The sequence below is a fragment of the Paremcibacter congregatus genome (genome assembly GCF_006385135.1).
Classification (GTDB): domain Bacteria; phylum Pseudomonadota; class Alphaproteobacteria; order Sphingomonadales; family Emcibacteraceae; genus Paremcibacter; species Paremcibacter congregatus.
Genome location: NZ_CP041025.1, coordinates 3,595,231 through 3,611,251, shown reverse-complemented (window position 1 = coordinate 3,611,251; position 16,021 = coordinate 3,595,231). Strand labels below are relative to the sequence as shown.

The following is a 16,021-nucleotide window of genomic DNA, read 5'->3' as shown; positions in this document are numbered from 1 at the left end:
ACAATCAACTTTTCAGAAAGGCGCGGATGACGGTCTGTTCCGCAGGGTCCGTCATCAGGCTGATATGCCCGCCGCGGCGCGATTGCACCTGACAGCGGGGGCCACGGGCCCGCATTTCCATCAGGTCTTCTTCGGGGATCAGGGACTGTTCCGCCCGGATCAGCAAAGTTTTGGCGGTAATCCTGTCATAGTGGGACCAGAGATCAAAATCCTGGCGCTGTTGCGTGAACTGGTGGGCGAGCGCCGGGTCATTCTGAAATGTGAATTGGCCGGTATCGGTGCGGCGGCACCAGTGACGCGTCAACGCCTGCCAGTGATCTTCATCCAGCCGCAGCCCGCCTTTGCTGAGCAGGGCGCGCAGATGATCGGCAAACGCCGGGAAAGTCTTGAACTGCGGCGGGTGAAGGATGTTTTTCGCCGCCGCCTGACGCAGGCGTTCGGGAAAACCTGGCCCGACATCATTGAGAACCAGATGACTGATCGGGCATTCGACCATAATATCTGCAAGAATAAGGCCGAGACCGCCCCCCTTGGAGGCCCCGATCCAGCGTACTGACGTAATCCCGAGCTGATCAAGAAGGGCGCGGGCATGTGTCGCATAGGCCGTAAGACCGGGATCGGTATCCGGGTCGCGCACCCAGTCTGACAGGCCGCAGCCAATGGAATCCGGACAGATGACATGATAGTCGGTGGCGAGATTCCGCACCAGATCCACATGATCCCGACAACTGCCGGTGACACCATGCCAGATGACAACAGTGTCCCGTTCCGGGTCACCGGCTTCAAGAAAGTGAATGGTGCGGTCAGCGCAGGTCAGAAACCGGCTATGAATCTGGGACATGGGGGAGCCTTCCGTGTCTGTCAGTCGGACTGGATATTATCCAAAACACGGTTCAGCAGGGTCAGCAGTTGCTGACGGTCTTCGTCTGAAAAGTCCTTGAGCGCCCGATCTTCGCGGGAAAAGGCGGGACCGGAGGCTTTCTTGAATGTTTCCCGGCCTTTATCGGTCAAATAAACCAGAACGTACCGGTTGTCCTGCTGTTGCAGTTTTCGGATCACAAGGCCTTCTTTTTCCATAGTGTCGATCACCCGGCTGACGGAAGATTGTTCCATCATGGTGAAGGTGCAGAGGTCGCTCATGTTACGGCCATCCCGGGCGATCAGGGCGCAGAGCACCCGCCATCGGGAAACGTTGATCTTGCTGGGGCGTAAACAATCCTGCAGGTCCATATTCATGCGATTGGTGATCCGGTACATGATATACGGGATAAAGTCATTCAGGAAGTTTTCGTCATTAGCAGGGAGTGTACGTTCGCTGTTGGTATCGCTCACGGTCCATTATCCTCTTTAATTTTATGTCTACCCGTTTATTTTTTATTAATAATACGGGGAATTACCTGTTTTGGCTAGCCATAACTGATGTTTGGCTGATGGAAGGCCTGGTTCACGGTCCCGTATCGGCAAACCGGTGCATATATTAAACTGACCGGTCGTTCCGGAATAGATATTTCCGGATATTCTGTTATATATTACTTCAGGCATTAACGGTATAATTCCGCAGGAAGGTTTTTTAACGGCAGTATGGAAGAAAAGCAGACATCATTCTTAAAAAAAATGTATCAGGAAAACCATGAAGGTTTTCTTCGCTTTTTGCTGCATAAAACCCACTGCCGGGAAGATGCCCTTGATGTGATGCAGGAAGCTTATCAGAAACTGATCAACCGGGAAGGACTGGAGGAAATGGAAAACCCCCGCGCCTATCTGTACCGGACGGCTACCAATATCATCATTGACCAACAGCGGAAAAGCAAGCACCACCAGAAATATGTTCACCAGGTGACAGGCGGGATTGAAAGCGGCAGCGCCAGTGAGGCGTCCGCCATTGCCCCCGACCGGCATGTGGCGGCGCGACAGGAACTGGACAGTCTCTATCGGGCGCTGGATGAATTGCCGGACAAATGTCGCCGGGCCTTTCTGATGCACCGGGAACAGCATCTGACCTATGGCAAGATTGCCTCGGATCTGGAGGTTTCTGTGAGTATGGTGGAGAAATATATGATACAGGCTCTCAAACATTTGCGCAGGCACTTAAAATAAATGTAAGGTAGAAGGTGAGGGAATCTCTCTTTCGATCGTTGAAAGAGATGAAACGGGGTAAGAAAAGATAAAAAAATGGCGGATAAAACATTAGACGACAGAATGCTGGATAAAGCCACAGAGTGGTTTGTGAAGATGCGCGCGGAAAATCCATCGGACGCGCGCATTACCGCTTTTGCCGACTGGATCAGCCAGAGCAATGATCATCAGACCGCCTATCTTGAGATTGGGGGCTTGTGGGATGATCTGGCGGTGTTGGAAAAGAAACCAACCGCATCTGTTTCCGCTTTGGACGATCACCGTGCGCCGCAAGGCCTGACGGGTGTGAGACCTGCCGCGAATGATCTGGCCCCGAAAAAAAATATTTTCTGGTCGCTGCGTCTGATTGCGGCCTCGATCGCCTTGCTGCTGGTCAGTGTTCTCGGGGTTCAGTATGGAGACCACCTGTGGCTGGATAACCATCAAACGGCGCGGGGAGAGCTGGCGGATGTTATTCTCGAAGACGGGTCTCATCTGATGCTGAATACCAAATCCCATGTGCGGGTTGACCTGCAGGCGGACAAGCGGGTGATTTATCTGGCGGAAGGGGAAGTTTATTTCGACGTGGCGAAAGACGAGAACCGGCCTTTTTATGTTGAGACGTCTGGGGGGCTGGTGCGGGTACTGGGCACCAAATTCAATATACGTCACCGCGGGGATCACAGTGACGTCACCGTTCTGGAAGGGGCGGTTGGCGTGGTGGATCATGGCCGGATATCAGACCTGGACAAAGTTGAGCTGCCTCTCGACGCCACGTTGAAACCGAACGAGAAATTTATCCTTGGCGATGATCAGGCAGACAATGTTGCCGTGCCGGTTGATGGCAGCGCCGTTTTGTCCTGGCGCGATCGCAAACTGGTCTATAACGGCGCCCGGTTTGCCACGTTGGTGGAAGACCTGAACCGGTATTACGATGCCGAGATACGCATTGGTGATCCGGCGTTGGAAAATATCGAAGTGGTGGCGATTTTGCAGGTGGAAGACCGGGCGGCGACCCTGAAAGCTTTGGAACAAACTTTTCATATTACCGCGCAACCGGTATCGAAAGATCTGATCTACCTCTATCCTCAAAAATAAGAATATGTTATATAGAAACCACCCGATCTGCAGAGGTCGGGTGGTTTCTATATAACATTATAAAAAATATAAAAAATCTATAGGGAGGTTATCCCAGACGCGGCGACATCAATTCTGTCGACGGTTGTCTATCGGAATAACCTGATCAGTATATGGCGTTACATTTCCTGTTGAGGATGGTTGATCTCAGGAAAGGCATGGTTCGTCTTGCCTTAATCGGCGGCGCGATATTTTTATCGTCTGCCACAGGTTTGTCTGCGCCCGCTCCGTCCACAGTTCGAGAGATGAAAGTGTCCTTTGACGTGCCGGCGCAATCTCTGTCATCCGCCCTTTTGATGTTTGGCGAGCAGGCCGATGTGTCTCTTGTGGTGCGGAAAGAGGATACCACTGGCCTGAAAAGCCACGCCGTAAAGGGCAGTTATTATCCGAACGAGGCGTTGCGGCGACTTCTGGGGGACAACCGGCTTGGCTTTGCCTACATTGATTCCCGAACCATCACTTTGTCACCAGATCTCTATAAGCCGTCTCAAACACCTGTTGTTGAGGCCGAGGGCCCTGCGCCGGCGCAAGAAGATGACCCGGCCCCTCAGGCGGCGGAGGACATTGACGAAGTTGTGGTCACCGCGCTGCGGCGCCGGATGAATATGCAAAAGGTGCCCGTGGCGGTGACGGTGATTTCACCGCCGTTGATCCGCGAAACCCGGCTGCATACCCTGGATGATGTGGGGACACGGGTGCCGGGCCTGACGGTGGCGAGTTTCAGCATCGGCCAGCCCACAATTCATGTTCGCGGCGTAGGGTCCAATGATGACGGGGCGGCGCTGGACAATTCCATTGTTATGTTTATCGACGATGTCTATATCGGGCGCATTACGTCCATCAGCATGAATTTCTTTGATCTGGAACGGATCGAAATCATGCGCGGGCCCCAGGGGACGCTGTATGGCAAGAATGCGATTGGCGGGGCGATCAATGTCACCAGCAATGCACCAACGCCGCAACTGGCCGGTGATCTGGAGATGACGTTGGGCAATTTTGATCGCCGGGACCTGCGCGCGACCCTCAGCGGCCCTTTGGTGGGCAAGAAAATTCTCGGTCGGGTTGCGGTGCATAAACGCAAACGCGACGGCTGGCAGGAGGCCTTGTTTCTGCCGAGCATTCGACAGAATGATGAAAATACCTGGTCGGGGCGTAGCGCCCTGCAAATTGACTTCTCTGAAAATACCCAGGTTGCCTTGCGGGGTGATTACAGCCGCGACGATTTCGAAAGTACAGGCCGCATCCCGGTCGTTGGCCGCAAAGAAGTGCTGTTGCTGGGGCCGGATGGACAGCTCACCGGCGAAGCCATTCTGCCCACGGATTTGTTTGAACGGCTCGGCGGGCGGGTGGACATGGCGATCAATAGCGATCAGGGTTATACTGACCGCACCATTTGGGGGGTCAGCAGCCGGATCAGCCACCGGGGCGGGTATGGGGAACTATTGTCAATCACGGCCTTTCGCAACAGCGACTTTTCCTGGCTTGAGGATTCCACCGGCTTGCCAACCCATCTGGTTAATCAGAAAGTGAATTCCAATGTGGTGGAAGCCCATCGGCAATTCTCGCAGGAGCTGCGCTGGATTTCACCGGAGGGGCAGGATCTGACGTATATCGCGGGCCTTTATTATCTCTTTGAACATACGCACCGGACGGAAAATTTTATCTTCCCCGGTCAACGATCGACCACCAACCAGAACAATAAAACCAACAGTTTTGCGGTTTTTGGTGAAGGCACCTATGCCTTGACCCCCGACCTGAACATCAAGGTGGGCGGGCGTCTGACATATGAACGTAAACAAATGCATCAGCAGAACAGAGCCAATGGGGTTCAGATTATTCTGGTGGATGATTTTACCCTTGATAACATGGGCAGCTGGACTGATTTTTCACCTAATTTTACCCTGACCTGGCAGCAAACGCCTCAGGTGATGTGGTACGGCAGCGTGTCCCGGGGGTATAAAAGTGGTGGATTCCAGGGGGCGCCGGCGACCCGGGATCTGGCGGAACGCACCATTGATCCGGAATCGGTGTGGAATTTCGAGGTTGGATATAAATCCCAGTGGTTCGAGGACCGGCTGAGGCTTAATGTGGTGGGATTTTATGCTGATTACCGTGATCTTCAGGTGGTGCAGTTCAAAACCGAAGGGAATTTCGGTTTTTTCAAGACCAGCAACGCCGCCTCGGCCCGCATCAAGGGGCTGGAAGTGGAATTTACCCTCAAACCTTTCACCGGCCTGGAATTATTTGGCTCTTACGGTTATCTCGACGCGAAGTACCATAAATTCAATGACCTTTCCGGTCGGGATTTCGCCGGCAATACCCTGCGTCAGGCACCCCGCAGTTCGCTGTATCTGGCGTTTCATTATGAACATCCGGTGCGGGGTGGTCGCCTGCGGCTGCGGGGGGATTATCGCTATCAGGGGGAAAGTTATCGCGAACCTGATAACAGCCTGACCATTCAGCCGGCCTTTGATCTTCTGGACGCATCGATCGCCTATGAAACCGGCGACAATCTCTGGGAATTGACGTTATGGGCGAAAAATCTGCTGGATAAAGAATATATCACCCATCTTTATGTGCTCGGCGGTAATGATTACGCCCTTTTCGGCACCCCGCGCACCTATGGCGCCACCGTGACGTACAGCTTCTGAATTTTATCCCATTTAGTTTATTTGTTAAAAAATTCCTAAAATTGTTGAGGGGTTTTGTTTCTGTGCCGTTGAAGTAGGGAATGCAGCATAAAAAAACAGGGAATTGCTGCAGGATAGTTCACAGCTTAAGTAATCTTTGTTCAAAATATAGAATGGGAAAAGTCCATGAAATTTACACTCAAAAAACAAATGATGTCCGGGGTCGCCCTTTTGGCGATGGCGGCACCAGGGTATGTTCAAGCCGCAGAAGACGCCGCTGCGGAAAATGAATTGCGCATTGACGAGATCACCGTGACTGCGACCCTGCGGGCGGCGAACGTTCAGGATGTGCCAATCTCGGTCGCCGTACTCGGCATGGAACAGATCGACAAGGCTGATATACATGATGCGGACGGGATCGCCAACAGCGTGCCTGGGATGCATTTTGCCGAATTTGCGCCGGGGCAGGCCCAGTTCGCCATGCGCGGTGTAGGGTCCTTCGATGACGGGGCCGGGTTGGACAATTCCGTGGCTCTGTTCCTTGACGGGGTGTATATTGGCCGGGGGGCTGGCCTCAACTTTGACATGTTCGATCTGGAACGGATCGAGGTTCTTAAAGGCCCACAGGGCGCCTTGTTCGGCCGGAACACCATTGGCGGCGCGATTTCAGTCGTCACCCAGAAGCCGGGCGATGAACTGGAAGGTAAAATCGCCGTCACGGGCGGCAACGAAGGCACCATCCGGGCTCAGGGCATGATCACGGGGCCGATCACGGAAAAGCTGTCCGGGAAAGCGGTGGTGAATTATCGCAAGCATGATGGTTATGTGCGCAATACATTCCTGAACAAGGATGTCAACGACGAGAACCAGATCTCCGCACGGATGCAGTTGCGCCTTGATCTTGACAGTAGTGAGTGGATCCTGTCCGCGGATTATATGGATGACAGCCGCGAAGATGGCGGTCGCTTTCCCGTGGTGAATGGCAATTTCGATTATATCGGGGTCGCCACAGCGCTGGGGGCCAACAAGCCGCAAACCACGGCGGCGCCGATCGAGGGCTCTTCCGACCGCGAAGTTTATGGCGTGAGCCTGAAAGGGGAAGTGAATTTTGATAAAGGCACCTTGACCAGCATCAGTGCCTACCGCAGTGTGGAAACCGCTTGGGGCATGCCGTCTGTCGGCGCGCCGCTTGGTGGCGGATATGATATCGGCGCCGGGGTTTTTGGCGCTGATGTCCTTGATGACATTGACGAAGAGATTGATACTTTCTCTCAGGAACTGCGCTGGACATCAGAACTGGATGGTGATTTCGGTTTTGTCGCCGGGGCGTTTTTCTTCAAAGAAAAAACTGACCGGGTTGAGCAATTCAAGATTGATCGCAATACCACCGCCACAGGTCAGGTGACGGTCGGGAATGAATATACCCGTTCTGAGAATGACTCTACGTCCTACGCCCTTTATGGTCAGGCCCAGTGGGATTTTGCCCCGCAATGGTCTTTGCTCGCCGGGGGACGTTATTCTCACGATGAAAAAGATTATGTGGCAACCGCGGTCAACTGTGGCCAGACGGAAGCCGAACGGGCGGCGGCCGGTTTCCCGAATTTTTCCGCTTGTGACGGGGCCGGGGGCTCCCTGCGGGTGATTGCCGAAACCTTCCGGGCGCCCGTGCAGGAAAGCTGGGATGATTTTTCTCCCATGGCCTCGCTCCAGTATCGCCCCAATGACAATGTGATGATTTTTGGTACGGTTTCAACCGGGTATAAATCAGGCGGTTTTGCCGGGTCGCAAGGGGTGGAAATCGCCGCCACGCGGGCGGTCAAACCGGAAAGCGTGATCAATTATGAAGTCGGCTTTAAAAGTGATTTGGCCGATGGCAGACTTCGCTTGAACGGGTCGGCTTTCTATATGGACTATACGGACCTTCAGGTGGTGCGTTTCGGACCGGTTCCCGGATCAACCTTTGGGTCTTTCCAGACCACAAACATCGGCGCGGCGAAAATTCTCGGGCTGGAGCTTGAGTTCACCTGGGCCGTGACCGAGGACTTTACCCTGAGTGGCGGCTATGCCTATCTTGACACCGAAGCCAAAGAACTGGTGATCGAAGGCCGCAGCGGTCCTGTGGATTACTCAGGTCTGACATTGCGTCAGGCGCCGAAGAACTCATTTAATGTTGTCGCGGATTACGATCTGGATCTGAGTGATGGCAATGGCAGCCTGAATTTCAATGCTGACCTGACCCATACAGATTCGTCCCATAATGATTTCGCGACAGCCGCGCAGACTTTGAATCAGGCGAAAACGCTTTTGGGGGGCAGCATCACCTGGACGTCAGCCAGCGAGAACTTCAAACTGTCGGCCTGGGCGAAAAACCTGACCAACAAAAGCTATGTCGCCCATGCGTACTTTATCGGACCGGGCACGATCGGCACCTGGGGTGCACCGCGCACTTTCGGTCTGACCGGAACCTATAGCTTCTAAGACCTTCGAGGAGGTTACTGAAATTTTTAAGAATGGCCCGGTTGCAGGGAATCATTAAATACATTAACGTTATTTGATGAACCGAACGACCGGGCCTTTCTCTGCCTGCTTCATCGGTGTCTAATCAAAGATCCCTGACACGGGGACAGATCACAAGATCATTACAAAATATCGGGATAGAATATGTCACAAGACCCTACGGCGCGTTGCCTTCATCATCCTAAATTCAAGCAGCTGGTCCACGCCCGCGGGCGTTTCAGTCTGATTTTTACGTTGGTTATCCTTGGTGGATATAGTCTTTATGTGCTGGGCATGTCTTTTGCGCCGGCTTTCATGGCGGCGCCTTTCCGGGATGGAGGCCATGTGACAAATGGTATTGTATTGGCGATCCTGGTGATCCTGAACGGCATGGTCTGTGCCGGCATTTACAGCTGGTGGGCCAACCGCCGTTTTGACGCGATCAGAAAAGAATTACGGGAAGACCTGGGGCATGTTTAAGATGAAAAAGTTTTTGAGTGTTTTGTGTCTCAGTGTTCTGACCTCGACAGCGGCCTTTGGCGCCGGGGCGGATATAAGCGGCGCGGTGGAAAAACAACCGCTGAATATGACCGCCATTTTCATGTTTTTTATTTTTGTGCTCGCCACATTGGGCATTACCTGGTGGGCGGCGCGCAATACCAAATCCAAAGATGATTTTTATGCCGCAGGCGGCGGGATCAAACCGTGGCAGAATGGCACGGCCATTGCCGGCGATTTTATGTCGGCGGCGACGTTTCTCGGCATTACCGGGGCCATTTATGGTTTCGGGTTTGACGCCCTGATTCTGGCGGTGGGGGTGATGGCGGCCTGGCCGGTGATCCTGTTTTTGATTGCCGAACGGCTGCGTAATCTCGGCAGTTATACCTTTATCGATGTGGTGTCCTACAGACTGGAGAAAAAACCGATCCGGATTATTTCAGCCATTGGCTCGCTGTCGGTGGTGATCTTTTATCTGATCGCCCAGATGGTGGGAGCGGGTAAGCTGATCCAGCTGCTCTTTGGGCTTGATTATGTCTATGCGGTGATTCTGGTCAGTTTCCTGATGATGTGTTATGTCAGTTTCGGCGGCATGCTGGCGACCACCTGGGTGCAGCTGATCAAAGCGATCCTGCTGCTGATCGGGGGGACGTTCATCGCTTTCATGGTGATGAAAAGCTTTGCTTTCGATTTCGGCGCTCTGTTGGCCAGCGCCAGTAGCCAGCATCCGAAAGGCGCGGCGATCATGGCGCCCGGTCTGTGGCTCAAGGACCCTGTGGCAATTATCTCGATCGCCCTGACCATGATGTTCGGCATTATGGGGCTGCCGCATATTCTGATGCGCTTTTTCACGGTGAAGGACGCCAAGGATGCGCGCAAGTCTGTTTTCTATGCCACCAGCATTATGGGGTATTTCTATATCCTGATCATCATCATCGGCTATGGCGCGGTGACTTTCGTGATGGGCAATCCGGATTATCATGACGAACTCGGCAAGATCCTGGGCGGCGGCAATATGGTGGCGCTGCATCTGACCCATTATATGGGAGGAAATCTAATGCTCGGCTTTATGTCGGCGGTGGCCTTTGCGACCATCCTCGCCGTGGTGGCGGGGCTGACCCTGGCCGGGGCCGCGACGATTTCCCATGATCTCTATGCCAAAACCTTCCGCAAGACTGTGGTGACCAATGCCGAGGAAATCAAGGTGTCGCGCATCGCCACCTTCGGTCTTGGCGGCATCGCGGTGTTGCTGGGGATCGCTTTTGAACATCAGAATGTGGCTTTTGTCGCGTCTCTGGCGCTGGCGATCGCGGCGAGCGTCAATTTCCCGATCCTGATTGTGTCGATGTATTGGTCGAAGATGACCACGCGCGGCGCCGTTGCCGGTGGCGTGGTGGGGCTGGCCCTGTCGATCGGTCTGATTGTCCTCGGGCCCAGTGTCTGGGTGGCGGTATTGGGCAATGACAGCCCGATTTACCCGTATGTTTATCCGACGTTCTATTCCATGCCGCTGGCGTTTGTCGCCATCTGGCTGGTGTCTGTGCTGGATAAAAGCCCCCGGGCAGCGGCGGAACGGGCCAAGTTCGATGAGCAATATGTCCGCTCAGAAACCGGCATCGGCATATCCGCCGCCAGTGACCATTAGAAGGGGCGCTTAAAGCGTGCCCAGCAGGCGGATTTTTCATCGGCGTAATTCTTGGCTGACAAGCCAATCAACGCCGGGATCAACAAATAAAATCCGCTGGCAGGCATGAGAATAATGCCGAGAAAGGTGATACCCAGCAGCCCCCAGGTCAGGCTGCAGGGCAGGGAAATCCTGTCGTCTTTTTCTGCCCAATTCACCACTAAGCCGATCAGGAATAGAGGCAGGCCAAAGAGAAAGAACCAGACCCCGGCGGCATTTTCGGCGGTGACGCTGTTCAGGACACCGGTCGCGATGATCTCAGGGAACAATCCCGGCGCGAGAATATAGGTGAACGCCATATGGATCAGTGCGACGATCATGATACAGCGGCCGATCCAGCGGCGGGACGTCAGCTTAAAGAGGAAATTAGTCATTTTGCGCTCTCCGACCCCAGATCTGGTCCGATCCAGAGGTTTTCCGTGACGACCCGGCCGCCGATTTTTTTCAGCATATGAACCAAACCGTGATAGGTGCGGTCGAAATAGAGTAGGTCGCGGGGCATGCCTTTGAGAAATTTCATCGCCTGCCGCGCTTCATGGGTATCGAGCACCGGCACCGGGGTCTTCTGGGCAAAATCGAAGCAGGGTGTCTGGAAGGGTTCTATACACCAGGCCTGCATACCCTGGAGGTAGGGTTGCAACTTGTCCTGAAAGCTTTGCAGGTCAAGGTCTTCATCGATCAGGCCCATCTTGAGATATTGCTCATGGAGTTTTTGTGGGTCTGGCTGGGATTGATGGCGGATCAATAGATTATAAAAAGCCGCCTGTTGCGCCGCAAAGCCGGGATCGACATTCTTGACGCAGCCGAAATCAATCAGGCCCAGCTCACTGTCCGCCATAAACAGGAAGTTTCCGGGATGGGGGTCGGCATGGATACAACCCAGATTAAAGAAACTTTTCAGGAAGAGATCAAAGAGCAACTGGCTATAATGATCGCGGCTTGCCTGATCCGGGTCGGTCGCCAGCCAGTCGTCGAGATGCAGCCCGTCGAGATATTGCATGGTCAGCACCCGTTCGCTGCTGTGATCGGGGTAGGTCGCAGGCAGAATGACCCCGGCAAGGGAGAGATTATCGCGGAACCACTGTACATGGGCGGCTTCCTGATGGTAATCGACTTCCCGGGCGAGTTGATGCTCTATTTCTGTGAGGATGATCCGGATCACCTTGCGGTCAGGGATCAGGTCGGTGGTGCTGGACAGGATGGAAAGCAACCTATCCAGCAGGGTGATATCGCTTTTGATCGAGGCGGCGATGCCGGGATATTGAATTTTCACCGCGACGTCGGTGCCGTCGGCGAGCCGGGCCCGATGCACCTGACCGAGACTGGCGGCGGCGAAGGCCGTATCCTCAAAAGTTTCAAACATATCATGGGGCGAGGCCTGAAACGCCTGGCGAAAAACCTTGTGAACCAGCGCCTTGTTTAGCGGGGTCACCTGATGACAGGCACGGGCCAGCTCGGCCCGCACGCCCTTCGGCAGAAAATCGACCTCCAGACTGAGGATTTGCGAGGCCTTGAGCGCGGTGCCTTTCAACTGATTGAGGGCCTGAAACAGGATCTTGCCGATCTCCGCTTCGTACCGGTCTTGATCGGCGCGGCGGTCGGCGTCATTTTCGGGTCCTTTGAGGCTATTTTTGCCCTTCCGCCCGAGATGCTTCAGGCCGATCTTGGTCGCCGCCATGCCGAAAGAGGCGGAGCGGCTGAATTTTCCGGTGGAAATTCCTTCTTCACTCATGGGGCTGTGGCCTCTTTCTTTTGACGGTATGACGTCATTTTCATCAGATTGGTGAAGAGATTTTCCTGATCAAGAAAGCGCATCATCTGGCTTTTAATAACGAAGGTGGCGAGGTCACTGGCCTTGGTGATCACGCCGCTTTTGAGCAGCGCCGTCAGCAGCGAGAGCGCCATATCGATCATGCGGGTGGTGTCGGAAAATTCCTCACTGTCATCTTTCAGCCAATAGAGCACGATCCCGAACAGGGCGTCGGTCATCAGATGGGTGATGGCGTTCTGATACGGGATTTCGGGGAAGCCCTCCTCTGCGACCGCCTGGGTGAGGGCGTCTGTGACCATATCTTTCAGCGCCGCCCGGGCGGGAAAGCTGTGGTTGAGGGTGGTCAGAGGACTAGAGAGCATCATTTTCAGGCTCTTGCCGACAAATTCCCGGTTTTCCAGCAGATTTTCCAGATAGATATCGAGAAAATATTGCAGCTTCTCCTGAAAATCAAACCCCGCCGTTTGTTTTTCATCCCGGGCCTGCTCAAGACTGTGCAGCAACACCATCTCGTGATAGGCGGTGAGGAATTTTTCCTTGTTGGCGAAATATTTATAAACCGTGGAATCAGCCATCTTGGCTTGGGTGGCGATCTGTTTCATGGTCACCTGATCATAGCCTTTTTCAGAAAAAAGCGCGACGGCGGCGAGAATGAGCTTCTGGCGATTTTTCTCTTTTTGAGCCTTGGATACCTTCATAATGAATAATATCTTTCTATTAGGTTGGTTAATTAACGAATTATTGTAGATATTATAGTTTAAAGTCAAGTAAATTTCTTTACTGGATCGAAGGGACGGAGAAGGTTGGCGTTTTCTTTGGGTCTGTTCATCCTGTATTTAGAATGAGGGGTTATAGTCTCATCACGTCTATTTTTACCTGAAGGGGTTATTATGAAACTGCCATTGAAATTCTGTCTTGTTTTGGCCGGTCTGCTCGGCCTCTCCGCCTGTGGCGGGCCGCGTTATCAAACGGTATATGATTATACGCCACCGCCGAACGAGCAGGGTCGCATGTGCCTGAACCAATGCCTTGACAGCAAGACCTATTGTGAACGCAGCGGGCAGCAGGTGCAGCTTGAGCAGAAGAAAGTCTGTCTCACGGAAGAATCCGCCCGGGCGGATGCAGAATTTCACCATTATATGCGGGAAATGAAACAAGCCGGCGAAAAGATCGAAAAAGATTATTATGATTTTTATCGCGACTATAGCTGTAACCGTTATGACGGCCGGCGCCGCGACCCTTCCTGTGAGGTGAATTACCGGGCCTGTTATCAAAATTGCGGCGGCGAGGTCCGCGCCCAGACCTTCTGCGTCGCCAATTGCGACGAAATTCCACAGTAATTTTGGTTAAGGGGGGGCGAATCATATCGGGGGCGTCAGGCCGCTATGTTCAACCGCATTGGTGTTTTCCGTCAAGTCGCGTATGCTGGAAGAACCATAAAGGGGAAGAACATGTCAACATACGGTCAATATTGTCCCTTGGCGCTGGCGGCGGAGATTTTCTGCGAGCGCTGGAATGTGCTGATTATCAGGCGGATTATCGAAGGCAGTTATCGGTTCAACGATATTCACAAGGGAGTGCCGAAAATCACGGCGACATTGCTGTCGCGGCGGCTTCGTGACCTGGAACATGCAGAAATAATCACGCGTACCCCGCTGGACCGAGGGCCGGGCTATGCTTACCGGCTGACGGCGGCGGGCGAAGAACTGGCACCGATCATTCAGTCTCTTGCCTATTGGGGGCAGGCCTGGGGGCGGGATATGGTGATTGATGATCTTGATCCGGACTTCCTGCTGTGGCAGATGCATGGCCGGCTAAATAAAAGCATTTTGCCGCCGGGCCGTACGGTGATCGCGCTGGAATTCACCGGTGGCACCCAGGGGTCACAGCGTTTCTGGCTGATCGCGACGGCGGACGAGGTGGATATGTGCCTGAAACATCCGGGCCATGAGGCGGACCTGACGATCATGTCGGATCTGCGGCTGTTTGTCGAATGCTGGCGCGGCATTCGCGACATCCGTCAGGAGCTGTCCCAGGGGGCGATCCGCACGGAGGGGACGTCAGATCTGGTGCGTTTGCTGCCGGACCTGCTCCTGCTCAGCGCGGCGGCCCCGGTTAAGCGTCAGCGGTGCGGCGTGGAGCGGGATTTGGCGCAGGGAAAACCTTCTGAATGAAGGGGGCGCGGAAGGACTATCTTTTATGGAGTAGTTTTACTTAGGCATGAGATGCAGACTGAGACAATAACATAACGCCTTAAAACCAAGGAAAACCGAATGCCTTTTAGCAATACATTTGTCATCTCATGTCGTAGCGTCAGTTTACTGATCATTCTCGCCTTGGCCTATAGCATGAGTGTCGGGGAATTTACCTATCGCGCGATCTTTATCGGCCTGCTGTTCTCTCATTTTGCCTTGGGGTTTTATTATTCAAAAAATAATCTCCTGCAGATGAAGGAAAAGAAATATGCGCTGATGCTGGCGACGGCAATCCTGATGGTCGGGTTGTATTTTTCCCTTTATGTGACGCATTTAGCGCCTTATTTTTTGGTGCTGCATGTGGCGCTGTCGGAGGCTTATCTGCTGACGATCCGCACGCGATTGAAAGACCCTGAACATATGGCGTTGCTGCGCACGGTATTTTATATCGCCGTCTTCGGACTGATGATTATTCCGGTGGGGGAAGGGGTTGCCACTGGCCTGTCTGTCGTCGGGCTGACGAGTTTTGCGGTGATCGTGGCCTATACCCAAAACCGGTTGAGCTTGCTGTTATTCGAGGCGCCGCTATTGGCGGTGGCCACCTATGCCAAGATCACCGGGATGGTCTTTGAATTTCATTATCTCGGCTTTTACCATATCCTGACCTGGTATGTCTTTTCCTTCTGGATGCTGTTTGTCAAAGAAAAGAATATGCGCAAGGGTGTGTCATTCTTCTCGATGGTCTTCGCGCTTTCGGCGGTTTTTGTGGTCCTGTTTGACAGTGTTCTCGGCCTGGCCATTACGGACAAAAGCTTCGTCAAGATTATCGGCACGTGGTCAATCCTGCATATTTTCTCGAGCATCCCCCTGTCCAAGCTTAATCCGCGCTTTCTCAAGGATCTATTCTATCCCGCCCAGAAAGGCGTCTGAGCGGGTGGGTTATTTGAGGCTATCCAAATAACTGCGCAGGATTTTTTCCATACTCGCCTTGGTCAGGCCAGCCTGTTTGGCGGTGGCGATGGCTTCTTCCGGCGGCATATGCATGTCGCGGGCCAGATGGGCGCCGAACCAGCCCGCCACCCGGTTGCCGCTGGAACAATGCAGCAGGATCTTCTTGCCCGTGCTGGCTTCGATCACCTGATGAATATCCGTGACCGCCTGATCATCTATCGCGCCATCTTTCATCAGCGGCAGATTATGATAGTCAAGGCCCTGAGCGGTGACGATTGTCTGCTCATCGAATGTCATTTCCTGTGGGCTGCGAATATTGATCACCATGTCAAATCCCTGATCTTTCAGGCTTGCGAGGGTTGCTTCATCGGGCTGTCCCGCCATATGGATGCGGCCATGCAGGGAAATGGTCTGCGGCAGGTTGCCGAGGGCGGATTCGGTCTTCAGGTCGAGTTCAGGGGCAGCGTGATGGTTATCAGCCAGAGCCGGAACGCCCAGACCGAGGGCAATGAAGAGGCAGATGAAAAATCGGGTCATGTGAAGT

At 53.6% G+C, this 16,021-nt stretch carries 15 protein-coding genes; 9 read left to right on the top strand and 6 right to left on the bottom strand.

Features of this window, described 5'->3' with window-relative positions:
• Window positions 1-4 precede the first annotated feature (4 nt).
• Both FIV45_RS15965 and FIV45_RS15960 read right to left on the bottom strand, forming a co-directional pair.
• Window positions 5-841, bottom strand: a complete 837-nt coding sequence (locus FIV45_RS15965; protein WP_099473389.1) for an alpha/beta fold hydrolase — start codon at window positions 839-841, stop codon at window positions 5-7.
• A gap of 20 nt (window positions 842-861) precedes the next feature.
• Complete coding sequence (locus FIV45_RS15960) at window positions 862-1,332, bottom strand: MarR family winged helix-turn-helix transcriptional regulator (RefSeq protein ID WP_099473387.1); 471 nt, start codon at window positions 1,330-1,332, stop codon at window positions 862-864.
• Window positions 1,333-1,581: 249 nt separating this feature from the next.
• On the opposite strand from FIV45_RS15960, the gene FIV45_RS15955 reads away from it, so the two are divergent.
• From FIV45_RS15955 to actP, 6 genes are all read left to right on the top strand, one after another.
• Window positions 1,582-2,097, top strand: a complete 516-nt coding sequence (locus tag FIV45_RS15955) for an RNA polymerase sigma factor (RefSeq protein ID WP_099473384.1) — start codon at window positions 1,582-1,584, stop codon at window positions 2,095-2,097.
• Window positions 2,098-2,172: 75 nt separating this feature from the next.
• On the top strand, window positions 2,173-3,213 hold the full coding sequence (locus tag FIV45_RS15950) for a FecR family protein (protein ID WP_099473382.1): 1,041 nt from the start codon (window positions 2,173-2,175) through the stop codon (window positions 3,211-3,213).
• Window positions 3,214-3,365: 152 nt separating this feature from the next.
• Window positions 3,366-5,903 (top strand): TonB-dependent receptor, encoded by a 2,538-nt coding sequence (locus FIV45_RS15945; RefSeq protein ID WP_099473380.1) that lies wholly within the window; start codon window positions 3,366-3,368, stop codon window positions 5,901-5,903.
• Window positions 5,904-6,068: 165 nt separating this feature from the next.
• Window positions 6,069-8,360 carry a TonB-dependent receptor gene (locus tag FIV45_RS15940; protein ID WP_099473378.1) on the top strand — a complete coding sequence of 764 codons (2,292 nt, stop codon included), beginning with the start codon at window positions 6,069-6,071 and terminating at the stop codon, window positions 8,358-8,360.
• Between the two features lie 183 nt (window positions 8,361-8,543).
• Window positions 8,544-8,858, top strand: coding sequence for a DUF485 domain-containing protein (locus FIV45_RS15935; RefSeq protein ID WP_099473375.1), 315 nt, complete (start codon window positions 8,544-8,546; stop codon window positions 8,856-8,858).
• 1 nt (window position 8,859) lies between these two features.
• Entirely contained in the window at window positions 8,860-10,521 is a 1,662-nt protein-coding gene (gene actP, locus FIV45_RS15930; RefSeq protein WP_099473776.1) for a cation/acetate symporter ActP, read from the top strand.
• Here the strand turns inward: actP and FIV45_RS15925 are convergent.
• From FIV45_RS15925 to FIV45_RS15915, 3 genes are read right to left on the bottom strand one after another with little or no spacing between them, the layout of a single operon-like run.
• On the bottom strand, window positions 10,518-10,934 hold the full coding sequence (locus tag FIV45_RS15925) for a DUF6463 family protein (protein ID WP_099473373.1): 417 nt from the start codon (window positions 10,932-10,934) through the stop codon (window positions 10,518-10,520). The two genes, actP and FIV45_RS15925, sit on opposite strands and share 4 nt — an antisense overlap.
• Complete coding sequence (locus tag FIV45_RS15920) at window positions 10,931-12,292, bottom strand: ABC1 kinase family protein (RefSeq protein ID WP_099473371.1); 1,362 nt, start codon at window positions 12,290-12,292, stop codon at window positions 10,931-10,933. The genes FIV45_RS15925 and FIV45_RS15920 overlap by 4 nt, the downstream gene beginning before the upstream one ends.
• Window positions 12,289-13,029 carry a TetR/AcrR family transcriptional regulator gene (locus FIV45_RS15915; protein WP_099473369.1) on the bottom strand — a complete coding sequence of 247 codons (741 nt, stop codon included), beginning with the start codon at window positions 13,027-13,029 and terminating at the stop codon, window positions 12,289-12,291. The genes FIV45_RS15920 and FIV45_RS15915 overlap by 4 nt, the downstream gene beginning before the upstream one ends.
• Window positions 13,030-13,221: 192 nt before the next feature.
• Here FIV45_RS15915 and FIV45_RS15910 point away from each other — a divergent pair, with 192 nt between their 5' ends.
• The 3 genes from FIV45_RS15910 (at window position 13,222) to FIV45_RS15900 (ending at window position 15,456) form a co-directional block, all read left to right on the top strand.
• A complete protein-coding gene (locus tag FIV45_RS15910; RefSeq protein ID WP_099473367.1) occupies window positions 13,222-13,671 on the top strand; it encodes a hypothetical protein in 450 nt (149 codons plus the stop codon).
• A gap of 111 nt (window positions 13,672-13,782) precedes the next feature.
• Window positions 13,783-14,505 (top strand): winged helix-turn-helix transcriptional regulator, encoded by a 723-nt coding sequence (locus tag FIV45_RS15905; RefSeq protein ID WP_165777029.1) that lies wholly within the window; start codon window positions 13,783-13,785, stop codon window positions 14,503-14,505.
• Window positions 14,506-14,604: 99 nt separating this feature from the next.
• Window positions 14,605-15,456 (top strand): hypothetical protein, encoded by an 852-nt coding sequence (locus FIV45_RS15900; protein WP_099473363.1) that lies wholly within the window; start codon window positions 14,605-14,607, stop codon window positions 15,454-15,456.
• 9 nt (window positions 15,457-15,465) lie between these two features.
• Here the strand turns inward: FIV45_RS15900 and FIV45_RS15895 are convergent, their stop codons facing one another.
• Window positions 15,466-16,014 (bottom strand): protein tyrosine phosphatase family protein, encoded by a 549-nt coding sequence (locus tag FIV45_RS15895; RefSeq protein ID WP_165777028.1) that lies wholly within the window; start codon window positions 16,012-16,014, stop codon window positions 15,466-15,468.
• Window positions 16,015-16,021 lie beyond the last annotated feature (7 nt).

What these genes read in the sequence shown, in the direction of transcription:
- FIV45_RS15965 (WP_099473389.1), bottom strand. Translation starts at nt 841, where the DNA reads ATGTCCCAGATTCATAGCCGGTTTCTGACCTGCGCTGACCGCACCATT.
- FIV45_RS15955 (WP_099473384.1), top strand. Translation starts at nt 1,582, where the DNA reads ATGGAAGAAAAGCAGACATCATTCTTAAAAAAAATGTATCAGGAAAAC.
- FIV45_RS15950 (WP_099473382.1), top strand. Translation starts at nt 2,173, where the DNA reads ATGGCGGATAAAACATTAGACGACAGAATGCTGGATAAAGCCACAGAG.
- FIV45_RS15945 (WP_099473380.1), top strand. Translation starts at nt 3,366, where the DNA reads ATGGCGTTACATTTCCTGTTGAGGATGGTTGATCTCAGGAAAGGCATG.
- FIV45_RS15940 (WP_099473378.1), top strand. Translation starts at nt 6,069, where the DNA reads ATGAAATTTACACTCAAAAAACAAATGATGTCCGGGGTCGCCCTTTTG.
- FIV45_RS15935 (WP_099473375.1), top strand. Translation starts at nt 8,544, where the DNA reads ATGTCACAAGACCCTACGGCGCGTTGCCTTCATCATCCTAAATTCAAG.
- actP (WP_099473776.1), top strand. Translation starts at nt 8,860, where the DNA reads ATGAAAAAGTTTTTGAGTGTTTTGTGTCTCAGTGTTCTGACCTCGACA.
- FIV45_RS15925 (WP_099473373.1), bottom strand. Translation starts at nt 10,934, where the DNA reads ATGACTAATTTCCTCTTTAAGCTGACGTCCCGCCGCTGGATCGGCCGC.
- FIV45_RS15920 (WP_099473371.1), bottom strand. Translation starts at nt 12,292, where the DNA reads ATGAGTGAAGAAGGAATTTCCACCGGAAAATTCAGCCGCTCCGCCTCT.
- FIV45_RS15915 (WP_099473369.1), bottom strand. Translation starts at nt 13,029, where the DNA reads ATGAAGGTATCCAAGGCTCAAAAAGAGAAAAATCGCCAGAAGCTCATT.
- FIV45_RS15910 (WP_099473367.1), top strand. Translation starts at nt 13,222, where the DNA reads ATGAAACTGCCATTGAAATTCTGTCTTGTTTTGGCCGGTCTGCTCGGC.
- FIV45_RS15905 (WP_165777029.1), top strand. Translation starts at nt 13,783, where the DNA reads ATGTCAACATACGGTCAATATTGTCCCTTGGCGCTGGCGGCGGAGATT.
- FIV45_RS15900 (WP_099473363.1), top strand. Translation starts at nt 14,605, where the DNA reads ATGCCTTTTAGCAATACATTTGTCATCTCATGTCGTAGCGTCAGTTTA.
- FIV45_RS15895 (WP_165777028.1), bottom strand. Translation starts at nt 16,014, where the DNA reads ATGACCCGATTTTTCATCTGCCTCTTCATTGCCCTCGGTCTGGGCGTT.